General features: G+C 66.8%; 21 protein-coding genes. 8 read left to right on the top strand and 13 right to left on the bottom strand.

The window, feature by feature from the left end:
• The first annotated feature begins 19 nt into the window (after window positions 1-19).
• Window positions 20-451, top strand: coding sequence for a large conductance mechanosensitive channel protein MscL (gene mscL, locus U4Y91_RS13620; protein ID WP_257771513.1), 432 nt, complete (start codon window positions 20-22; stop codon window positions 449-451).
• Window positions 452-801: 350 nt separating this feature from the next.
• Window positions 802-1,248 carry a hypothetical protein gene (locus U4Y91_RS13615; RefSeq protein ID WP_185500383.1) on the top strand — a complete coding sequence of 149 codons (447 nt, stop codon included), beginning with the start codon at window positions 802-804 and terminating at the stop codon, window positions 1,246-1,248.
• A gap of 77 nt (window positions 1,249-1,325) precedes the next feature.
• On the opposite strand, the gene U4Y91_RS13610 is transcribed toward U4Y91_RS13615, so the two are convergent.
• A complete protein-coding gene (locus tag U4Y91_RS13610; protein WP_044843795.1) occupies window positions 1,326-2,219 on the bottom strand; it encodes an NAD(P)-dependent oxidoreductase in 894 nt (297 codons plus the stop codon).
• A gap of 135 nt (window positions 2,220-2,354) precedes the next feature.
• On the opposite strand from U4Y91_RS13610, the gene U4Y91_RS13605 reads away from it, so the two are divergent.
• Complete coding sequence (locus U4Y91_RS13605; protein ID WP_006755984.1) at window positions 2,355-2,564, top strand: dodecin; 210 nt, start codon at window positions 2,355-2,357, stop codon at window positions 2,562-2,564.
• Between the two features lie 240 nt (window positions 2,565-2,804).
• Window positions 2,805-3,734, top strand: a complete 930-nt coding sequence (locus U4Y91_RS13600; RefSeq protein WP_006762467.1) for a LysR substrate-binding domain-containing protein — start codon at window positions 2,805-2,807, stop codon at window positions 3,732-3,734.
• A gap of 157 nt (window positions 3,735-3,891) precedes the next feature.
• On the opposite strand, the gene U4Y91_RS13595 is transcribed toward U4Y91_RS13600, so the two are convergent.
• Window positions 3,892-5,310: an 8-oxoguanine deaminase gene (locus U4Y91_RS13595; RefSeq protein WP_321805470.1), complete on the bottom strand. Its 1,419-nt coding sequence runs from the start codon at window positions 5,308-5,310 to the stop codon at window positions 3,892-3,894.
• 493 nt (window positions 5,311-5,803) lie between these two features.
• Here U4Y91_RS13595 and uraH point away from each other — a divergent pair, with 493 nt between their 5' ends.
• Together uraH and U4Y91_RS13585 are read left to right on the top strand one after the other, a co-directional pair.
• Window positions 5,804-6,157: a hydroxyisourate hydrolase gene (uraH, locus tag U4Y91_RS13590; protein WP_011657188.1), complete on the top strand. Its 354-nt coding sequence runs from the start codon at window positions 5,804-5,806 to the stop codon at window positions 6,155-6,157.
• A 53-nt stretch (window positions 6,158-6,210) separates the two neighbouring features.
• Complete coding sequence (locus U4Y91_RS13585; RefSeq protein WP_321805469.1) at window positions 6,211-7,404, top strand: urate hydroxylase PuuD; 1,194 nt, start codon at window positions 6,211-6,213, stop codon at window positions 7,402-7,404.
• 97 nt (window positions 7,405-7,501) lie between these two features.
• On the opposite strand, the gene U4Y91_RS13580 is transcribed toward U4Y91_RS13585, so the two are convergent.
• The 11 genes from U4Y91_RS13580 to U4Y91_RS13530 all read right to left on the bottom strand — a co-directional run bounded on the left by U4Y91_RS13580 (window position 7,502) and on the right by U4Y91_RS13530 (window position 16,810).
• The gene (locus U4Y91_RS13580) at window positions 7,502-7,912 is read right to left on the bottom strand and encodes an ACT domain-containing protein (protein WP_321805468.1); all 411 of its coding nucleotides are present in this window, start codon (window positions 7,910-7,912) and stop codon (window positions 7,502-7,504) included.
• A gap of 171 nt (window positions 7,913-8,083) precedes the next feature.
• Entirely contained in the window at window positions 8,084-8,596 is a 513-nt protein-coding gene (locus tag U4Y91_RS13575; RefSeq protein WP_321805467.1) for an ureidoglycolate lyase, read from the bottom strand.
• A complete protein-coding gene (alc, locus tag U4Y91_RS13570) occupies window positions 8,593-9,606 on the bottom strand; it encodes an allantoicase (RefSeq protein WP_321805466.1) in 1,014 nt (337 codons plus the stop codon). Before alc ends, U4Y91_RS13575 begins: the two co-directional genes overlap by 4 nt.
• Window positions 9,607-9,668: 62 nt before the next feature.
• Window positions 9,669-10,190: a 2-oxo-4-hydroxy-4-carboxy-5-ureidoimidazoline decarboxylase gene (gene uraD / locus U4Y91_RS13565; protein ID WP_044843738.1), complete on the bottom strand. Its 522-nt coding sequence runs from the start codon at window positions 10,188-10,190 to the stop codon at window positions 9,669-9,671.
• Window positions 10,187-11,140 (bottom strand): allantoinase PuuE, encoded by a 954-nt coding sequence (puuE, locus tag U4Y91_RS13560; protein ID WP_321805465.1) that lies wholly within the window; start codon window positions 11,138-11,140, stop codon window positions 10,187-10,189. Before puuE ends, uraD begins: the two co-directional genes overlap by 4 nt.
• A gap of 150 nt (window positions 11,141-11,290) precedes the next feature.
• Window positions 11,291-12,127: an aspartate/glutamate racemase family protein gene (locus U4Y91_RS13555; RefSeq protein ID WP_321805464.1), complete on the bottom strand. Its 837-nt coding sequence runs from the start codon at window positions 12,125-12,127 to the stop codon at window positions 11,291-11,293.
• 10 nt (window positions 12,128-12,137) lie between these two features.
• Window positions 12,138-13,622, bottom strand: a complete 1,485-nt coding sequence (locus tag U4Y91_RS13550; protein WP_321805463.1) for an NCS1 family nucleobase:cation symporter-1 — start codon at window positions 13,620-13,622, stop codon at window positions 12,138-12,140.
• Between the two features lie 149 nt (window positions 13,623-13,771).
• Window positions 13,772-14,476 (bottom strand): GntR family transcriptional regulator, encoded by a 705-nt coding sequence (locus U4Y91_RS13545; RefSeq protein WP_059599950.1) that lies wholly within the window; start codon window positions 14,474-14,476, stop codon window positions 13,772-13,774.
• 308 nt (window positions 14,477-14,784) lie between these two features.
• Window positions 14,785-15,723 (bottom strand): muramoyltetrapeptide carboxypeptidase, encoded by a 939-nt coding sequence (gene ldcA / locus U4Y91_RS13540; protein ID WP_321805462.1) that lies wholly within the window; start codon window positions 15,721-15,723, stop codon window positions 14,785-14,787.
• Between the two features lie 107 nt (window positions 15,724-15,830).
• Window positions 15,831-16,412 (bottom strand): tRNA adenosine(34) deaminase TadA, encoded by a 582-nt coding sequence (gene tadA, locus U4Y91_RS13535; RefSeq protein ID WP_321805461.1) that lies wholly within the window; start codon window positions 16,410-16,412, stop codon window positions 15,831-15,833.
• Window positions 16,409-16,810: a DnaJ family domain-containing protein gene (locus U4Y91_RS13530; RefSeq protein ID WP_044843744.1), complete on the bottom strand. Its 402-nt coding sequence runs from the start codon at window positions 16,808-16,810 to the stop codon at window positions 16,409-16,411. Before U4Y91_RS13530 ends, tadA begins: the two co-directional genes overlap by 4 nt.
• Before the next feature lie 335 nt (window positions 16,811-17,145).
• On the opposite strand from U4Y91_RS13530, the gene U4Y91_RS13525 reads away from it, so the two are divergent.
• The gene (locus U4Y91_RS13525; RefSeq protein ID WP_124666428.1) at window positions 17,146-17,916 is read left to right on the top strand and encodes a GntR family transcriptional regulator; all 771 of its coding nucleotides are present in this window, start codon (window positions 17,146-17,148) and stop codon (window positions 17,914-17,916) included.
• The gene (locus U4Y91_RS13520; protein ID WP_321805460.1) at window positions 17,913-19,652 is read left to right on the top strand and encodes a fumarate reductase/succinate dehydrogenase flavoprotein subunit; all 1,740 of its coding nucleotides are present in this window, start codon (window positions 17,913-17,915) and stop codon (window positions 19,650-19,652) included. Before U4Y91_RS13525 ends, U4Y91_RS13520 begins: the two co-directional genes overlap by 4 nt.
• Window positions 19,653-19,664: the final 12 nt, after the last annotated feature.

Raw genomic sequence — 19,664 nt, 5'->3', positions numbered from 1 at the left:
AACCAGGAGAAAGCCGCTCATGAGCATAATCAAGGAATTCAAGGAGTTCGCCGTCAAAGGCAACGTGATGGATCTCGCCGTCGGCGTGATCATCGGCGGCGCGTTCTCGAAGATCGTCGACTCGGTCGTGAAAGACCTCATCATGCCGGTCATCGGCGTGCTGACGGGCGGTCTGGATTTCTCGAACAAGTTCGTTCTGCTCGGCACCATCCCCCCGACGTTCAAGGGTAATCCCGATTCGTTCAAGGACCTGCAGGCCGCGGGCGTCGCCGCATTCGGCTACGGCTCGTTCATCACCGTGGCGATCAACTTCGTGATCCTCGCGTTCATCATCTTCCTGATGGTGAAATTCATCAACAAGCTGCGCAAGCCGGAAGCAGCCCCGCCGGCCGCGACGCCGGAAGACGTGCTGCTGCTGCGCGAGATCCGCGATTCGCTCAAGCAACGCTGAGCACCGCGCCACGCTGCGACTGCCGGGCCCGCCATGTGCGGGCCTTTTTTCATGGGCACGCATCGTGCACCGTCGCGCGAGCGCTTATCTCACTTTTTTGTGACGCGCGAATGCACGCGCGGGAAAAGCAGGTCTATGATGGAGACTAAACGACAGTACGGGCGCCAAGACGCTGGCTGTGTCGATCATCGTGGCATGCGGGTCGACGGGAGACATTGATCGTCGTACCGCACGAGTGCAGAGTGCAGCATTTTCGTGTGCTATAAAGGATCGACATGCGGCGTACATAGCCGGGAGTGGGTCGCATGAAAGTGCCGCATTTCTTGCAATTGTTTTTGAGGCGAGTGTTTATGTCCTTCCCGAAAAAACGTCGACGTGCGCAACAGGATGGCCAGGAGTCCTTCCTCGCGGTATTGCGCCATTCGAAACCGTTCGCGCAGCTCGACACCAAGATTGCCCGCGCCCGTGCGCAGGACGAACCCGTCCTCTATGCGCACGTGCTGCCCGGCCTCGACGTGCTTCTGTGCAGCGTGCGCGGCGCACAGCCGCCCTATCCGGCCATCGCCGAACTGCGCAAGCGCTGCCTCGAATCGATCGCCAACGCACTCGAACAACCGCTCGACGGCCTCGAGAACGGCGGGTACTGGTACGAAGCGAACGGCTTCGGCTTCCTCGTGTTCGCGAGCCGCGCCCGTGCGCGCATCCTGCCCGAATTTGGTGCAGGCACGAAAGCGAGCCTGCGCGGCGGGCTCGGACGCCAGAACGCCGGCGACACGACACCGCGCTCCCTCGGCTGAATCGACACCGACACGATGGGCCGCCTCCGGGCGGCCCATCGGCCATTCAGGCTTCCCGCTTCAGCGTCGCGGCGCGCTCACTGCGCCGTCCCGCGCCCGTTGCCGGGCCGGACGATGTCGATGAACGCGGCGAAATCGGCGCCGGCAAGCCCCTGCGCAGCACCCAGGCGCAGCACCTGCTGCACGGTGGCCGATACGGGCATCACCGCGCCCGTGTCGCGCGCGGCATCGGCGATCGCATCGACATCCTTCTGGAACGTGCTGAGCGCGCCGATCGGCGCGTGACCGCCTGACGTCATGCGCGGCACGAAGGTCTGCAGCAGCACCGAATCGGCCCAGCCGCCCGCCAGCGCGTCGGCCAGACGCGCGGCGTCGATCCCGCTCGCCTGCGCGAGGCCGACGGCTTCCGCGATCGCGGTCACCGTCGCGGTGACGATCGCCTGGTTGCACAGCTTCGCGGTCTGGCCCGCGCCTGCGTCGCCCATGTGCGTGACGCGCGACGCATAGGTGTCGATCAGCGGTCGCACCGCAGCGAGGTCGGCCGCGCCGCCGCCCGCCATCACCGCAAGCGTGCCGGCCTGCGCGCCGGGCACGCCGCCCGAAACTGGCGCATCGATCCAGCCGACGCCGAGCGCGGCGGCACGCGCCGCGTAGTCACGCGTCGCGGCAGGCGGGATGCTCGAGTGATCGACGATGCGCTTCAGGCGGCGTGCATGCGCATCGCCGGCAAACAGCCCGTGCTCGCCGAACGCGACGTCGCCGACCGCACGGCCGTCGAGCACGCACACGAACACCGTGTCGACGCGCTCGGCCAGTTCGCGCGGTGTGTCGACCACCTGCGCACCGTCCTTTTCAAGCGCCTCGGCCTTGCCGCGCGTGCGGTTCCATACGCTGACCCGGTGGCCCGCCGCCAGCAAATGCCGAATCATCGGCGCGCCCATCAATCCCGGTCCGCAAAATCCGACTTCCACGATCTTCCTCGTCTCCAATTGAGGTTGCACTTGCCGCCCATCATACCTATCACTCAAGAAGCCGGACACGCGCGACGCCGCTTCGGGCCCGCCGCTTGCGCCGGCCGCACACACCGACATCCCAGGGAGCGCATCATGAGCGACCACGTCTACAAGCTGATCGAACTGACCGGTTCGTCGCGGCAATCGTGCGACGACGCCATCCGCAACGCGATCTCGAAAGCCGGCAAGACGCTACACAACCTGCACTGGTTCCAGGTGACCGAAACGCGCGGCCACATCGAAGGCGACCAGGTCATCCACTGGCAGGTCACGCTGAAAGTCGGCATGCGCATCGACGACTGACGCACGCGTGTCGCGCGTGGTGCCCTGACCACCGGATGCGTGCAATGCGCATCCGCGCGGCATCGCGCGCGCCCGCATTCCGCCCGCCTTCCCACTTTCGGCCCTCTTCAGCCCGCTTGGCGAGGCCCGGCCGGCGGGTGTCTGCGGGTATCCATCTCTTGACGCTGACTTTCGTTCATATTAAAAACCATATACCCACCTCCCCCATCGATCAGCCCAGACATATAAACTGGAGAAATCATGAGTCAGCAACGCGAGGCGATCGACACGTACCTCTTGCGCGTCTTGCACACCTTGTTGATGGAGCGCAGCGTCACGCGCGCGGCCGTCAAACTGAACCAGTCGCAACCGGCGATCAGCGCCGCGCTGCGGCGCCTGCGCGACATCACCGGCGACCCGCTGCTGGTGCGCGGCAAGTCCGGCATGGTCCCGACCGAATACGGGCTGCGCTTGCTCGAGCCGGTGCAGAACGCACTGCGTGAAATCGAGCGCATCAAGTTCCAGCAGCACAATTTCGACCCGGCCACGTCGATCCGCTGCTACCGGATCGGCTGCCCCGACTACCTGAACGTGCTGTTCGTGCCGACCGTCGTCGAACGCTTCCGCCAGGCGGCGCCGAATGCGACGCTCGAGTTCCACTCGCTCGGCCCCGCGTTCGATTACGAGCTCGCGCTGGAAGACGGCAAGCTCGACATCGTCGTCGGCAACTGGCCCGAGCCGCCCGAGCAGCTGCACCTGTCGAACCTGTTCGTCGACGAAATCGTCTGCCTGATGAGCAACACGCACCCGTTCGCGAAACGCGGCGGGCTCACGCTCGACCAGTACCTGAACGCGCCGCATCTCGCGCCGACGCCGTACTCGGTCGGCCAGCGCGGCGCGATCGACGTGCATCTCGCGCGCGAACGGCTCAAGCGTCACGTGGTCGTCACGCTGCCGTACTTCAACCTCGCACCGTACGTGCTGGTGAAGTCGGACCTGATCTTCACGACGACGCGCCTGTTCGCCGATCATTACGCGAAGTTCCTGCCGCTGTCGGTCGTGCCGGCACCGCTCGACTTCCCGCCGATGCAGTATTACCAGCTGTGGCACGAACGCTGCCACTACTCCGACGAAGTGCGCTGGCTGCGCAGCCTCGTCGCCGAAGCGACCCGCACGCTGATCGAAGCGTAAGCGCGCACGACGCGCGCGCCGGCCACGCCATTGCGGGGTGGGCCGGTGTGACGCGCGGCGCTTGGCGGCTTCAGCTTCAACCTCAACCTCAGCCGTAGCCACGGCCGCGCGCCCGATCCGCAGCGCGCGGGCGCGGCCTTCACCTCACGCCGACGCGTCAGCGCGACGCCTCCACGAGTGCCTGCGCCAGCGCGTTGTGGCGCTCGATGACCGGCGGCAGGTCGAGCGTCGCGAGCCGCCCTTCCCGCACCACGACCTTCCCGTTTACCACCGTGTACGCCGTCTGCGACGGCGCGCAGAACACGAGCGCCGCGACCGGATCGTGCAGCGCGCCCGCGAACAGCGGCTGGCGCAGGTCGAACGCGGCGAAGTCCGCGGCCATGCCGGGCTTCAGCGCGCCGATGTCGTCGCGGTTCAGCACCTTCGCGCCGCCCAGCGTCGCGATCTCGAGCGCTTCGCGCGCGGTCATCGCATCGGGCCCGAAACCGACCCGCTGCAGCAGCAGCGCCTGCCGCACTTCCGCGACCATCTGCGCGCCGTCGTTCGACGCGGAACCGTCGACGCCGAGGCCGACCGGCACGCCCGCGAGACGCATCTTCCTCACCGGCGCGATGCCCGACGCGAGCCGCATGTTCGAACACGGACAGTGCGCGACGCCGGTGCCGGTGCGCGCGAACAGGCCGATGCCCGCATCGTCGAGCTGCACGCAGTGCGCGTGCCACACGTCGTGGCCGACCCAGCCGAGATCTTCCGCGTATTCGGCAGGCGTCATCCCGAACTTCTCGCGGCTGTATGCGATGTCGTTGACGTTCTCGGCCAGGTGCGTGTGGAGCGACACGCCGTAGTCGCGCGCCAGCGCGGCCGCATCCCGCATCAGGCCGCGGCTCACCGAGAACGGCGAGCACGGCGCGACGACCACCCGCAGCATCGCGTAGCGGCCTTCGTCGTGATAGGTCTCGATCAGGCGCTGCGCATCGCGCAGGATGTCGGGCTCGCGCTCGACGACCGAATCGGGCGGCAGCCCGCCGTCGCGCTGGCCAACGCTCATCGCGCCGCGGCTCGCGTGAAAGCGCATGCCGATCCGCTGCGCGGCGCCGATGCTGTCGTCGAGCCGGCTGCCGTTCGGATAGATGTACAGATGATCGCTCGACGTCGTGCAGCCCGACTGCAGCAGCTCGGCCATCGCGGTCAGCGTCGACACTTCGATCATCTCGGGCGTCAGGTGCGCCCAGATCCGGTACAGGTTCGTGAGCCAGCCGAACAGCTCGGCGTTCTGCGCGGCCGGCACCGCGCGCGTGAGGCTCTGGTACATGTGATGGTGCGTGTTCACGAGCCCCGGGATCACGAGGTGGCCGCGCAGGTCGAGCACTTCGTCCGCAGTATCGGGCAACTCGGCACTCGGGCCGACCGCGACGATCCGGTTGTCTTCGATATAGAGCCCGGCGTCGCGCAGTTCGCGGCGCGCGTCGTCCATGGTCACGAGCACGTCGGCGTGCTTGACCAGCAGGGTCGTCGGGCGGGATGAGGATGGGTGCGGCGCGCGCGCGCGCGCGCCGGAGTGCTGCTCGGGATTCATGCGTTCTCCGCGTCGGTCAGCCCTTTCGGGCGGTCGCAAAGCCGTTCGAACGCTGATTCGCGGCACGCCCCGGTGCCTGCGTCCGTTCGAACGCCCTGGCCCGGTTACCCGGCGTGCTCGCCGTCTTCGGGGTGCGCACCGGCCTCGGGCCGACGCGCACGGCGGGAGGATCGCCGATGCACGCGCGCCGCACAATGCGTCACGCCGAATACTGCGCTTCACGGTTTCGATATGGTACGCGCGCGGGCCGTGCAGCGGCCCGCCGAGCACGGCGCGGCGGGTTTTTTCCCGCCGTCGACAGCGGTTCATGCGCGGCGCATTATCTTTGATATCGCGCCCGTATTTGCGCGGGGAACCTTTTTACAATGCCTGCACGGCGCTCGCTTCAATCTCGCCGACGGGTATGTAGCCACGTGACGTGGAGCCTCGATCCGCCGCACAGTCATGGATCGAGTCGCCGCCGAACCTCGCATTCACACAAGGACAATTGCGAATGGGAAAGCTCACTACCCACGTACTCGATACGGCACACGGTCGTCCCGGCGCCGCCATCAAGGTGGACCTCTACGCGCTGGACGGCGAATCGCGCCGCGCGATCAAGACCGTGCTGACCAATAGCGACGGCCGCTGCGACGAACCCCTGCTCGAAGGTGCCGCGCTCGCCGCCGGCGAATACGAACTCGTGTTCCATGCCGGCGACTACTTCGCGTCGCTCGGCGTGAAGGTGCCCGAACCGCGCTTCGTCGACCGCGTCGTGCTGCGCTTCGGCATCGCCGACACCGCATCGCACTACCACGTGCCGCTGCTCGTGTCGCCGTGGTCGTACAGCACCTATCGCGGCAGCTGACACACGCATCGGCGCCCGCATCAAAGACAACGATCTGAGTCTGGAGGAGTTTCATGGAAGGCTTCATCACCGACTGGCTGAACCTCGCGCTGCGATGGCTGCACGTCATCGTCGCCATTGCGTGGATCGGCGAGTCCTTCTATTTCGTCGCGCTCGACAACAGCCTGAAACCGCCGACCGACGCGAACCAGCGCAAGCGCGGCGTGTTCGGCGAACTGTGGCACGTCCACGGCGGCGGTTTCTATAACATGCAGAAGTACACGGTCGCCCCGCCGGAAATGCCGGATGACCTGCACTGGTCGAAATGGCCGTCGTACACGACCTGGCTGTCGGGCTTCTCGCTGTTCTTCGTGCTGTACCTGCTCGCGCCGAACACCTACCTGATTGACAAGAGCGTGCTCGACATGGGCCCGGTGGTCGCCGTCGCGTCCGCGCTCGGCTTCCTCGCGGCGGGCTGGATCGTCTACGACTCGCTGTGCCGCATTCTCGGCACCAACGATCGCGTGCTCGGCATCTGCGTTGGCCTCTACGTCGTCGTCGCCGCGTACCTCGCGTGCCACATCTTCGCGGGCCGCGCGGCATACCTGATCGTCGGTGCGATGCTCGCGACGATCATGTCGGCGAACGTGTTCTTCGTGATCATCCCCGGCCAGCGCAAGATGGTCGACAAGATGCTCAAGGGCGAAGAGCCGAACCCGATCTACGGCAAGCGCGGCAAGCAGCGCTCGGTGCACAACACGTACTTCACGCTGCCGGTCGTGTTCGCGATGCTGTCCAACCACTATGCGATGACGTACACGAACAAGTTCAACTGGATTGTGCTCGTGCTGATCATGCTGGCCGGCGCGCTGATCCGTCAGTTCTTCGTGATGCGTCACCGCGGCAAGCAGCTGTGGTACCTGCCGATCGGCGGCGTCGCGCTGCTGTCGGGCGCACTGGTGTGGACGATGCCGAAGCCGGTCGCACCGGAAGCACAGGCTGCGAACGCACCGAAGATCGTGATCAACGACATCATGCCGATCCTGCAGCAGCGCTGCGTCGAGTGCCACTCGGCCAAGCCGACGCTGATGGGCAGCGCGCCCGCCGGCGTGATGTTCGACACGCCGGACGAAGTGTCGAAGAACGCGCAGCGCATCTACGAACAGGCCGTGCGCCTGAAGGCGATGCCGATCGGCAACGTCACGCACATGACCGACGACGAGCGCGTGAAGCTCGCCGCCTGGTTCGAGGGTGGCGCGGCCAAGTAAGCCGCCGTGCGCCGGCCGTCGGTTGCCGGCGCGATCCTCTCCGTTCGCGGGCCCGGAAACGGGCCCGTTTTTTTGCGGGTACGGAACGTGTCGCCCGCTAGCCGCGCCGCGCATCGCGCTGCAGCGCGACGAGCGCATCGAGCGCGCGCGGGCCGTCGTCGAACGGCACGAAGATGTGATCGTGATACGCGGCGGCCATCACGTTGCAGCTGATGCCGGCCTCACCCAATGCCCGCGCGAACGCGGCCGTCAGGCCGACCGCCGCGAGGTCCGAATGCACGGTCAGCGTGATCCACGCGGCGCGGAACAGCACGGGCCAGCCGCGACGCGCGGCCGTCGCCTCGTCGACCACGACCGTCACGCCTTCGGCTTCGCGAAACGTCGCGATCGTTTCGGATAACGATATTTCCGTAGCGGCCGGCAGTGCGACGAACGCGAACGCACCGCGACGCAGTTCGGGCTGCATCGTGCGCAGCAGTATCGTGAGGTCGTTTTCAGGTTGGCTCATCGGGGGAACGCGTCCGGAACCGGACGTCGGGCGGTGGCGATGCGGGCACGATAGCATGCGGCCGACGTCCTCGACGCAGCGGCAACGTCATGCCGTGATGAGCGCGGCGGGCATGAAAAAACCCGCGCAGGTCGCGCGGGTTTTTTCGCCATGCAACTGCCGAAATACTAGTCAGGCCGTCAGCGCATCCAGCGCGTCCTCGGTGAGCCACAGCGATTCCTGCAGGTCCTGCTCGTTCAGGTTCAGCCCGTCGCCGCCGCGGTCGACGACGATGAAGTCGCTGACGCCGCCCAGCGCGATCAGCGGGTGATGCCACACGCCCTTCGCATAATTGACGCCCTGCCAGCCGCTCGTCACGAACGCGCGGATCTTCGACGGATCGAGATCGCCGGCCGGCGCGACGACGACGAGATACGGCTGGTCGTTCAGCGGCACGAACGCCTGGCTGCCGAGCGGATGGCGCTCGAGCATCTTCACCTCGAACGGCAGCGTGCGCGGCTGGCCGCGGAACAGGTTGACGAGCGTGCGGCCGTCTTCGTCGCTCACGTCGACCTTCGCAAGATCGTGAAAGCGGATCGTCGTGCCGAGATTGATCGGAATCTGCTTCGCGCCTTCGGTTTCGATCACGTCGCCGAACGCCGCGAATGCTTCCTTGGTCAGCGGTTCGATTGCGAGCGTCTTCATTTGTCGAGCGTCCCCCACAGACGCAGGCGCGATACGCCGCCGTCCGGAATGATGTTCAGGCGCACGTGGGTCACCGGGCCCAGCGATGCGATCTCGTGTTCGAAATAGTGCTGCTTGTCCATCTGCAGCTTCTGTTCGCCGAGCAGCACCGGCCAGAACATCGACTGCGTGATCAGCGAGCTGTCGGTGCCGCCCGACACGTACGCGGCCTGGATCGAGCAGCGGTCCGGATAGTTGCCCTTGAAGAACGCGGTATCGACTTCGATCCTGCGGATCACACTCGGCTGCGCGAGCGCGATGATCGCCCAGTCGTTGCCCGGCTCGCGGCGACGGCGGGTTTCCCAGCCGTCACCCATGTTCACGCCGCGGCCCGGCAGCAGCAGGTTCGACGCGACGCCGAAGTGCTGGTTGTTCGCCGCCACCACGTAACCGCCGTTCTCCATCGCCGCGAGGTCGAACTGCTCGGTCGCGCTGGCGCCGGCCCAGTCGAGCTGCGGCTGGCCGTACACGCGCAGGCGCGCGATGCCGCCGTCCGGATAGATGTTCACGCGCAGGTGCGTGAACGCGCGGGCGTCGCTCGCCGCGACGTAGTGGTGGCTGTTGCCTTGCAGCGTCGTCGACGGCACGATCTCGACCCATTCGGTCGCGTGCGTCGGCGCGCCGCCGGCCACGTACGCGGCCTCGATCGACGCGGCCGGCGGGAAGTTACCGGTGAAGTGGCTCGTGTCGATGTCGAAGCCCTTGATCACGCCCGGACGCGCGAGCTTGACGATGCACCAGTCGTAGCCCGTCGTGCGCTTGCGGCGCGTCTCCCAGCCGTCCATCCACTTGCCGTGGTCGTCGTACTTGCCGGGGATGAACACCGCCGGCTCGGGGTTCAGCATCCGCTCCTTCGGCGCGAAGAAGTCGTCGCTGGCCTCGAGCGCCTGCGCACCGAGACGCGGGTCGGCGAGGTTCACGTAGCGCCGTGTGAAGTCGGGTGCGTCGGGATCGAGAAGCGGAACAGCCATGATGTTTCCTTGTTTCAGTGATGCGATCAGGCCGCTGCGACGCAGCAGGCCGTCGTGAGGTGTCAGGCGTCGATCAGGTCGTCGAGGCGAAAGCGCGCGATCCGGTAGATCTGGTCGAGGCTCGCGCGCAGTTCCTCGGTGCGCGAATGATTCACGCGCGACTCGAAGTTCGCGATGATGCCGTGCCGGTCATAGCCGCGCACCGCGAGGATGAACGGGAAACCGAACTTCTCGCGATACGTGCGGTTCAGCGTCAGCAGCTTGTCGAACTCTTCCTGCGTGCACTGGTCGAGACCCGCGCCGCTCTGCTCGCGCGTCGACTCGGCCGTCAGCTCGCCGCGCACGGCAGCCTTGCCGGCCAGCTCCGGGTGGGCATTGATCAGTGCGAGCTGGCGGACTTCGCCGCCTGTCTCCACCGCGTTCGACATCGTCTCGTGCAGCGCGTCGATGCTCGCGAACGGCCGCTTGCCCGCGGCGACCTCGGCCACCCACGGCGAATGTTCGAAGATCCCCGACAGCGCCGCGACGAATGCGCTCGGCGCCATCGTGTTCAGTTGCTCCAACGTGTAACGCATCGCCTTCATGCTTTCCCTTCGTTTCGATGATTGGGCTGATACGGATGATGTTCACGCCAATGACGCGCGATATCGACACGCCGCGTCACCCATACGCGATCGTGCTTCTCGATGTGATCGAGGAAACGCTGCAGCCCGCGAAAACGCCCCGGCCGGCCGAGCAGCCGGCAGTGCATGCCGATCGACAGCATCTTCGGCGCCTCGTCGCCCTCCGCGTACAGCACGTCGAACGCGTCGCGCAGGTACTCGAAGAAATGGTCGCCGGTGTTGAAGCCCTGCGGCGTCGCGAAGCGCATGTCGTTCGTATCGAGCGTGTACGGAACGATCAGCTGCGGCGACGTGCTGCCGCCCGACACCTCGACATCCATCCAGAACGGCAGGTCGTCGCCGTAGTTGTCGGAGTCGTACAGGAAGCCGCCGTATTCCGCGACGAGGCGGTGCGTGTTCGGGCTGTCGCGGCCGGTGTACCAGCCGAGCGGGCGCTCGCCCGTCACGCGCTCGATCGCTTCCATCCCGAGGCGCATGTGCTCGGCCTCGAGCTCGGGCGTCATGCTCTGGTAGTGGATCCAGCGCCAGCCGTGGCACGCGATCTCATGGCCCAGCTCGACGAAGGCCCGCGCGAGTTCCGGATGACGCTCGATCGCCATGCCGACGCCGAACACCGTCAGCGGCAGCCCGCGCTTCTCGAATTCGCGCAGGATGCGCCACACGCCCGCACGCGAACCGTACTCGTAGATCGACTCCATGCTCATGTGGCGGTCCGGATAGGCGGCCGCGCCGACGATTTCGGACAGGAACTGCTCGGAGCCCGGATCGCCGTGCAGCACGCAATTCTCGCCGCCCTCCTCGTAGTTCAGGACGAATTGCACGGCGACGCGGGCGCGCCCGGGCCAGTTCGCCTGCACGGGATGGCGGCCGTAGCCGATCAGGTCGCGAGGATAGTTGGGATCGAGTGACATGGGTTCGAAGTGCCGCGAAAGCGTGCTGAAATAATGGGTTCGCATCGACCCGCGCGGGTGCCGGAGGCCGGCCGCACGGGCCGATGCGATGACGGCCCAGTGTAGCGAAAAGGTTCATACGCGCCCATACAGCGGCGCAGATAGTGCAGGTCAGACGGCGTGTATGTGCGGTTGCGGCAAAGCCGGGACCGGTTCCGGCGCGGCGCTCCCGCTTCGCGCCGTGGCGGCGGCCGGCGCGGACGACGACGCGGCCTCCGGCGGGCTGAAATGGGCGAATTCGCCGTCGTAGCGCTTCGGCAGCGGCCGCGCATAGTCGCCGCGCTTCGCGGTCGCGAGGCGCAGCGCGACGAGCGCCTCGGCCCACTTGACGGCTGCCGTGACACCTTCCACCACCGGTGCGCCGATCTGCTGCTCGATCTCGTGCGCGAATTCGGCCATCCCGGCACAGCCGAGCACGATCGCGTCGGCACCGTCCTCGTCGAGCGCGCGCCGGCATTCGTCGACGATGATCCGCCGCGCGGCCGAACCGGGCCGGTCGAGCTCGAGCACCGCGACGTCGGTCGCCCGCACGTTGCGGCAGAACCGCTTCATCCCGTAGCGCTCGGCGAGATGCCATGCCATCCCGCAGGTGCGCGCGAGCGTCGTGACGACCGAGAAGCCCGGCGCGAGCACGCTCGCCGCGTGCATCGCCGCCTCGGCGATCCCGATCACCGGCCCGCGCGCGAGTTCGCGCGCCGCATACAGGCCCGGGTCGCCGAAACACGCGATCACGTACGCATCGCAGCCGTCACGCTCGCCCTGCGCGATCTCGGCGAGCAGCCCGGGCGTCGCGAGCGCTTCGTCGTAATAGCCTTCGATCGACGGCGGCCCCATCGGCGGGCTCACTGCGACGATCTCGGTGCCTGCCGCCGCGACTTCGCGCGCGCAGCGGCCCATCGCGTCGGTCATCCGCTGCGTCGTATTCGGATTGATCAGCTTGATCTTCATCGCGCGCTCCTCAGGCCTTCGTGCTCACGAGCAGCCGGTAGAACACGAAGCCGAGCCCCGCGCCGATGAACCACGAGAAGTTCGCGGCGGCCTGCCAGCCCGGCACCATTACACAGACGACGGCGATCACCGCGGCCGGCAGCAGCGCGGCGAGCGCGCGGCGGTTCACGCCACCGGTGTACCAGTAGGTGCCGCGCTCCGACATCGTGTACAGGTCGTCGCGCACGAGCCGGCCGCGCTTGACGAGGTAGAAGTCGGCGATCAGCACGCCGTACAGCGGGCCGATGAACGCGCCGAGCACGTCGAGCGTGTAGTGGATCACGGCCGGGTTGTTGAACAGGTTCCACGGCGTGATGAAGATCGACGCGACGGCCGCGAGCATCCCGCCCGCGCGCCAGCTGATCAGCCGCGGCGCGACGTTCGAGAAGTCGAACGCGGGCGACACGAAATTCGCGACGATGTTGATGCCGATCGTCGCGATCGTGAAGGTCAGCGCGCCGAGAATCACCGCGGTCGGATGGTCGATGCGACCGACCGTCTCGACGGGATCGGTGATCAGTTCACCGAACACCGGCAGCGTCGCCGCGGTGGTGATCACCGTGACGAGCGAGAACGCGAGGAAGTTGACCGGCAGCCCCCAGAAGTTGCCGCGCTTCACGTCGCCGAACGAGCGGCAATAGCGCGAGAAGTCGCCGAAATTGAGCATCGGCCCGGAGAAGTACGACACGACGAGCGACACGGCCGTGATCATCACCGGGATCACTTCCGCGCCGTGATACTTGACGCCGCCGAGGTTGAGGCCGATGTTGCGCCAGCCCGCGCGCCACACCATGTAACCGGCCAGGATGAACATCACGACGTAGACGGCCGGACCCGCGAAGTCGATGAACTTCTTGATCGTCTCCATCCCGTTCCAGAACACGAGCGCCTGCAGCACCCACAGCAGCATGAAGCCGGCCCAGCCGACCGCCGACAGCCCGAGGAAGCCGTAGCGATGGACGTCCGCGTACGGCAGCCATTGCGGAAAGAACTTCAGCACGACAATCACGAGTGCGCTGGACGCGAGATAGGTCTGGATGCCGTACCACGCGATCGCGATCAGCCCGCGGATCACGGCCGGCACGTTCGCGCCGAGCACGCCGAAGGTCGCACGGCACGCGACCGGATACGGCACGCCGATCTGCTGGCTCGGCCGCGCGATCAGGTTGCACAGCCGGTTCACGATCGTAATGCCGACGATCAGCGCGATCAGCACCTGCCAGCTCGTCAGCCCGAGCGCGAACAGGCTGCCCGCGAACACGTAGCCGCCGACGCTGTGCACGTCCGACATCCAGAACGCAAAGATGTTGTACGAGCCCCACGTCTGATTCTTTAGTGGTGCCAAATCTTCGTTGTACAAACGTTGACTGTAGCCGTCCGGCAACGCGGGGCCGCCGCCCTCGCCGCCTTCTTCCGCCGGATACGCACTGTCGTGCGCCACACTGAACTGAGCCATGACTTCTCCTTGACGCGGCCTGGCAGCCGCTCCACCGTCATCGATATCGCTCCGGGTCGTCGTCCGGAGTCGGACTGGCGGCCGGCGGCGCGAACCGCCGGCCTGCATTGCTCTCGTCGTGTGGCGCGCGGCCGGGTTCGCGTCGCCGCTCAGGCGCCGCCGAACACTTCGCGCAAATCGACCTGCCCTTGCGCGGGCCGGTCCAGCATCTTCAGTTCGACATGCTGCAGATGGTGCGCCATCAGCGTCACCGCCCGCTTCGAATCGCCCGCTTCCAGCGCGGTCAGGATCTCGTCATGGTCGTCGCACGAGCACGGGCTGCGCCCGTGCGATTCGTACAGCGCCGACATCAGCGTCGAGCGTGCGACGAGCCCGTCGAGGCACTCGCAGAGTGTCGCGTTGCCCGTCAGCGCCGCGAGCGCCGTATGGAATTCGCCCGACAGGCGGATCCACGCCGCGAAGTCGTGCCGCTCGAACGCCTTGCGTTCCTTGTCGATCAGCGCGGCGACGCCCTTCAACCGCTTCGCGCCCGGCCCCGTCGCGAGCCGCTCGACGACGGCCAGCTCGATGATCCGGCGCATCTCGAACACCTCGTGCACGTCCTGCAGCGTCGGACTCGCGACGAACGCACCGCGGTTCGGCTCGAGATCGACCAGCTTGTCGGCCGCGAGCTGCGAGAGCGCCTGGCGGATCGTCCCGCGCTTCACGCCGAACACGTCGCAGAGCTGCGCCTCCGTCAGCTTCGCGCCGGGCGCGAGCCGATGCTCGAGGATCGCGGTGCGGATCCGCTCGGCGATCGCTTCGGGACCGGCGGCGCCGGACGGATGGGTATCGGAGTCGTTCATGTTCTGCATCGTGTGATGGTCCTCATCCTAGGACGGACATAAAGATTGTCAACAATTCTTTTCTGGAAATGCGCACAATCGGTGTGCATCAGCCTGTACCAGAGCGGTGCGCTGCGCCCGATATCCAGGCAAGACAAGCCTCTCGCGCTTGTCCATGGCGGCTCACGGTGTATACCCTCCCGGCCATTTTGTTGACAAAAATGATGCGTGCCACGACACCAACCGGATCGACGGCGATGAAAATTTCCGACCGTTAGTTGCGCATTTACTTAAAGAAAAAGGCGGGAAGCCCCGCCTTTCGATGGTCCCTGCCCGTTTCAGCCGAGATGCGGATAGTCCGACAGCGTGAGCCGGAAACCGTGCGCATTCGCGACGAGCTGCGCCTGCGCGCCGAACGGCAGCGTCAGCAGGTCGGGCACGTGACCGAACTGCAGCCCCGTGACGACCGGAATGCCGATCACCGAGCGCATCTGGTCGATCATCGCCTGCATGTCGTAGCCGTTGTCGTATTCGAATGGCCGCGCGCCCGTGAACTGGCCGAGCACGAGCGCCTGCTGGCGCGCGAGCAGCCCCGACAGGTGCAGCTGGTAGATCATCCGTTCGATCCGGAACGGCTGCTCGTTCACGTCCTCGATGAACAGGATGCCGCCCTCGATGTCGGGCATGTACGGCGTGCCGACGAGCGACGTGAGGATCGCGAGGTTGCCGCCCCACAGCGTGCCCGTCACGTTCACGGTCTGCACTTGCGGCGCCTCGGTGACGATCGTCGTGGTCGGCTGCGACAGCGTCCGCCAGAAGTGCTGCATCGTGAAATCGCTCGGCGTTTCCGCACCGAAGTCGGCCGACAGCATCGGGCCGCCGAAGGTCTTGATGCGCGCCTTCGCGTACAGCGCGAGCTGGATCGCGGTGAAGTCGCTGTGGCCCACGAGCGCGATCGGCTGGTCGCGCAGCCGACGCTCGAGCCCGCGATAGTCGAGCCCGTGCAGGATGCGCGCGGCGCCGTAGCCGCCGCGCACCGCGAGCGCGATATTCGGCAGCGCGCGCTCCGGATCCGCGAGACGGTTCAGGTCGCCGGCCCGCTCGCCGTCGGTGCCGCCGAAGCGCTGAAAGCGGCGCTGCGTCGCCTCGATGTTCTCGATGCGCTGCTGCGCGCCGCTCAGGCGCTCGAGCGCGCGGTTGATCGCGTCGGGGTCGTGCGGATAACCGGACGGCGCCAGCAGGCGGATGGTGTAGGACGCGGCGGGCTGGAAGGACATGGCGAAAGATATCGGGATCGTCAAACCTGCTTAGAGGGTCCGAACCGTCTCCGGTTCACGGAACTGCGCGGCCCGCCCCGCTCCGGGCGACGGGCACGGCGGGCGCGCTATGACGCGCCGGATGCGGCGTCGCGGGCGAGCCGTGCTTCCCGCAGCGCGCGACGGCGCTCCGCGAAGAACGACTTCAGCGCGGCGCCGCACTCGTCGGCGAGCACGCCGCCGGTCACGTCGGTATGGTGATTGAGCTGCGGATTCGCGAACGCGTCGATCACGCTGCCGCACGCGCCCGTCTTCGGGTCGGCGGCGCCGTATACGACCCGCGCGATGCGCGCGTGCATGATCGCGCCCGCACACATCAGGCACGGCTCGAGTGTCACGTACAGTTCGCAGCCGGGCATCCGGTAATTCTGCAGATGCTGCGCGGCCATGCGCAGCGCGGCCATTTCCGCGTGGGCCGACGGGTCGTGCCCGCCGATCGGATGGTTGAAGCCGCGTGCGATCACTTCGTCGCCGCGCACGAGCACCGCGCCGACCGGCACTTCGCCGGCCGCGCGCGCCTCTTCGGCGGCGGCCTGCGCGAGCCGCATGAAATGCAGGTCGCGCGCCGACACCGGCGCGGCTTCGGGAACGGGCGCATCGGGAGCGGCAGCCGGTCCGGCTGCCGCGTCGGGCAGCGCGTCGGCGCTCACATCGGCCCCGCTTCGGCGGGCGCGTCGTCGAGCCCGCGCTCGCACAGACGTTCCGCGATGCGCCGGCAATAGTCGCGCGGCATCACCATCGGGCCGCCGCGCAGCGATTCGAGCGCCATGTCGAGGGCGAGGATCTTCGCCTGCAGCCGGCAGCGCGCGGCGCGGTCGCTGACCGCCTGCAGTTCGTCCTGCAGGTTGCGCAGCGCGCGCAGTTGCTCGACGGCCGGCGGCACGAAGCCCGCATTCTTCAGGATACGGTTGGCCACCCGCACCTCCTCGGGTACGAGCAGGTCGTCATCCAGCGCCTGCGGCGCGCCGGTACCCGGCAAATCGTCGAACTCGCCCCGCGCGGCGGCGGCGGCAATGCGTTGTTCGACCAGTGCGTCAAGCAATCTCATCAGTCAATCGGAACAAATGCGGCAGCCGAATTCTAGCAGGGTGACGTGCGTATGACAGGCCCTTCGAAGGCATGCTCGATATTGTGTTTTTTAGGGGCCGAATCGGCGCGCATGGGTGCCGATCGCCGCGACTTGCCGCTGTGCTGCGCCGCAGCAGGCTCCGCGCGGATTCGGTGCCGTTTGCGCGGGTCATGCGGGGCCCTGTTTTTTTATTTTCGCGCGGGTCGCCGCCGCCCCGCTTTTCCGGAATCGGAAAGTCGAAATCAGAAATAGTTGGTTTCGGCGCGCGAGCGCGCTCACTACACTCGAGTCATCTTGTCATAACAAGTTGACCGATGACCCCACCCAACGTCGTGCCGCTGTCGGCGGCGCCGCTCTACGTGCAGATCAAGGACACGCTGCGCACGCGCATCCTCGACGGCACCTATGCACCACACAGCCGGATGCCGTCCGAGCACGAACTCTGCGCGATGTTCGACGTGAGCCGCATCACGGTGCGCCAGGCGCTCGGCGACCTGCAGAAGGAAGGCCTGCTGTTCAAGCTGCACGGCAAGGGCACGTTCGTGTCGAAGCCGAAGGCGTTTCAGAACGTGACGTCGCTGCAGGGCTTCGCCGAGGCGATGTCGTCGATGGGCTACGAGATCGTCAACCAGCTGCGCAGCTTTCGCACCGTGAAGGCCGACCGCCACCTCGCGACGAAGCTGAACGTGCCGGAAGGCGCGCCGCTCGTCGAGATCCACCGCGTGCGGCTGCTGAACCGCGAGCCGGTGTCGCTCGAGCAGACGTGGGTGCCCGAGGCGCTGGGCAAGCGGCTCGCCGGCGCCGATCTCGCGACCCGCGACATCTTCCTGATCCTCGAGAACGACTGCGGCGTGCCGCTCGGCCACGCCGACGTGTCGATCGACGCGATCCTCGCCGACGATGAAATCGTCGATGCGCTGCGCGTCGAGGAAAGCAGCCCCGTGCTGCGAATCGAGCGCCTGACGCACGACGCGTCGGGCACGCCGATCGACTACGAACACCTGTACTTCCGCGGCGACGCCTTCCAGTACCGGCTGCGCATCGACCGGCAGAAGACGCGCCAACCTGCAAGGAACCCGCAATGAACACCCATGTACTCGAATACGACATCGTCGTGGTCGGCGGCGGCACGGCCGGCCCGATGGCGGCGATCAAGGCGAAGGAGCGCGACCCGTCGCTGCGCGTGCTGCTGCTGGAGAAGGCCAACGTGAAGCGCAGCGGCGCGATCTCGATGGGGATGGACGGGCTGAACAACGCGGTGATCCCGGGCCACGCGACGCCCGAGCAATACACGCGCGAGATCACGATCGCCAACGACGGGATCGTCGACCAGGAAGCCGTGTACGCGTATGCGACGCACAGCTTCGCGACGATCGAGCAGCTCGACCGCTGGGGCGTGAAGTTCGAAAAGGACGGCACCGGCGACTACGCGGTGAAGAAGGTCCACCACATGGGTTCGTACGTGCTGCCGATGCCGGAAGGCCACGACATCAAGAAGGTGCTGTACCGGCAGCTGAAGCGCGCGCGCATCGCGATCACGAACCGCATCGTCGCGACGCGCGTGCTGACCGACGCGCAGGGCCGCGCGAGCGGCGTGCTCGGCTTCGACTGCCGCACGGCCGATTTCCACGTGATCCGCGCGAAGGCCGTGATCCTGTGCTGCGGCGCGGCCGGCCGGCTCGGGCTGCCGGCGTCCGGCTACCTGATGGGCACCTACGAGAACCCGACCAATGCGGGCGACGGCTACGCGATGGCGTACCACGCGGGCGCGGCGCTCGCGAACCTCGAGTGCTTCCAGATCAATCCGCTGATCAAGGACTACAACGGCCCGGCCTGCGCATATGTGACGGGCCCGCTCGGCGGCTTCACCGCGAACGGCAAGGGCGAGCGATTCATCGAGTGCGACTACTGGAGCGGCCAGATGATGTGGGAGTTCTACCAGGAACTGCAAAGCGGCAATGGCCCGGTGTTCCTGAAGCTCGACCACCTCGCGGAGGAAACGATCCAGACCATCGAGCAGATCCTGCACACCAACGAGCGGCCGAGCCGCGGCCGCTTTCACGCGGGGCGCGGCACCGACTACCGGCGCCAGATGGTCGAGATGCACATCTCCGAGATCGGCTTCTGCAGCGGCCACAGCGCATCCGGCGTATACGTGAACGCCCGCGCGGAAACGACCGTGCCGGGGCTCTACGCGGCCGGCGACATGGCGGCGGTCCCGCACAACTACATGCTCGGCGCATTCACCTACGGCTGGTTCGCCGGACAGAACGCGGCCGACTACGTGGCCGGCCGCGATCATGCGCCGGTGGACGACGAACAGGTCGCCGCCGAACGCGCGCGCGTGCTTGCGCCGCTCACGCGCGAGTGCGGACTCGCGCCGGCGCAGGTTGAATACAAGCTGCGCCGCATGGTGAACGATTACCTGCAACCGCCGAAGGTGACGCGCAAGATGGAAATCGGGCTGCAACGTTTTGACGGCATTACTGAGGATATCGAAGAAATCAAGGCGAGCCACCCGCATGAACTGATGCGCGCGGCCGAAGTGCGCGCGATCCGCGACTGCGCCGAAATGGCCGCGCGCGCGTCGATGTTCCGCACCGAGAGCCGCTGGGGGCTGTACCACCATCGCGTCGATTTTCCACATCGCAACGATGCCGAGTGGTTCTGCCACACGTGGCTGCGCAAAGGTACCGACGGCACGATGCGCAGCGAGAAACGACCGGTCGAACCCTACGTCGTGCCGCTCGCCGACGACGAACGCAGCGCCTACGCGCACCTGCGCATCCGCGAACCGGCCGCACACGCGGCCGCCCTCTGACGCCGAGGAGCC

Origin of the sequence: Burkholderia sp. BCC1993, assembly GCF_905339865.1 — a bacterium.
In the GTDB taxonomy this organism is placed as follows: Bacteria; Pseudomonadota; Gammaproteobacteria; order Burkholderiales; family Burkholderiaceae; genus Burkholderia.
The sequence above is the reverse complement of the archived record's forward strand: the minus strand, read 5'-3'. Positions and strand labels throughout refer to the sequence as shown.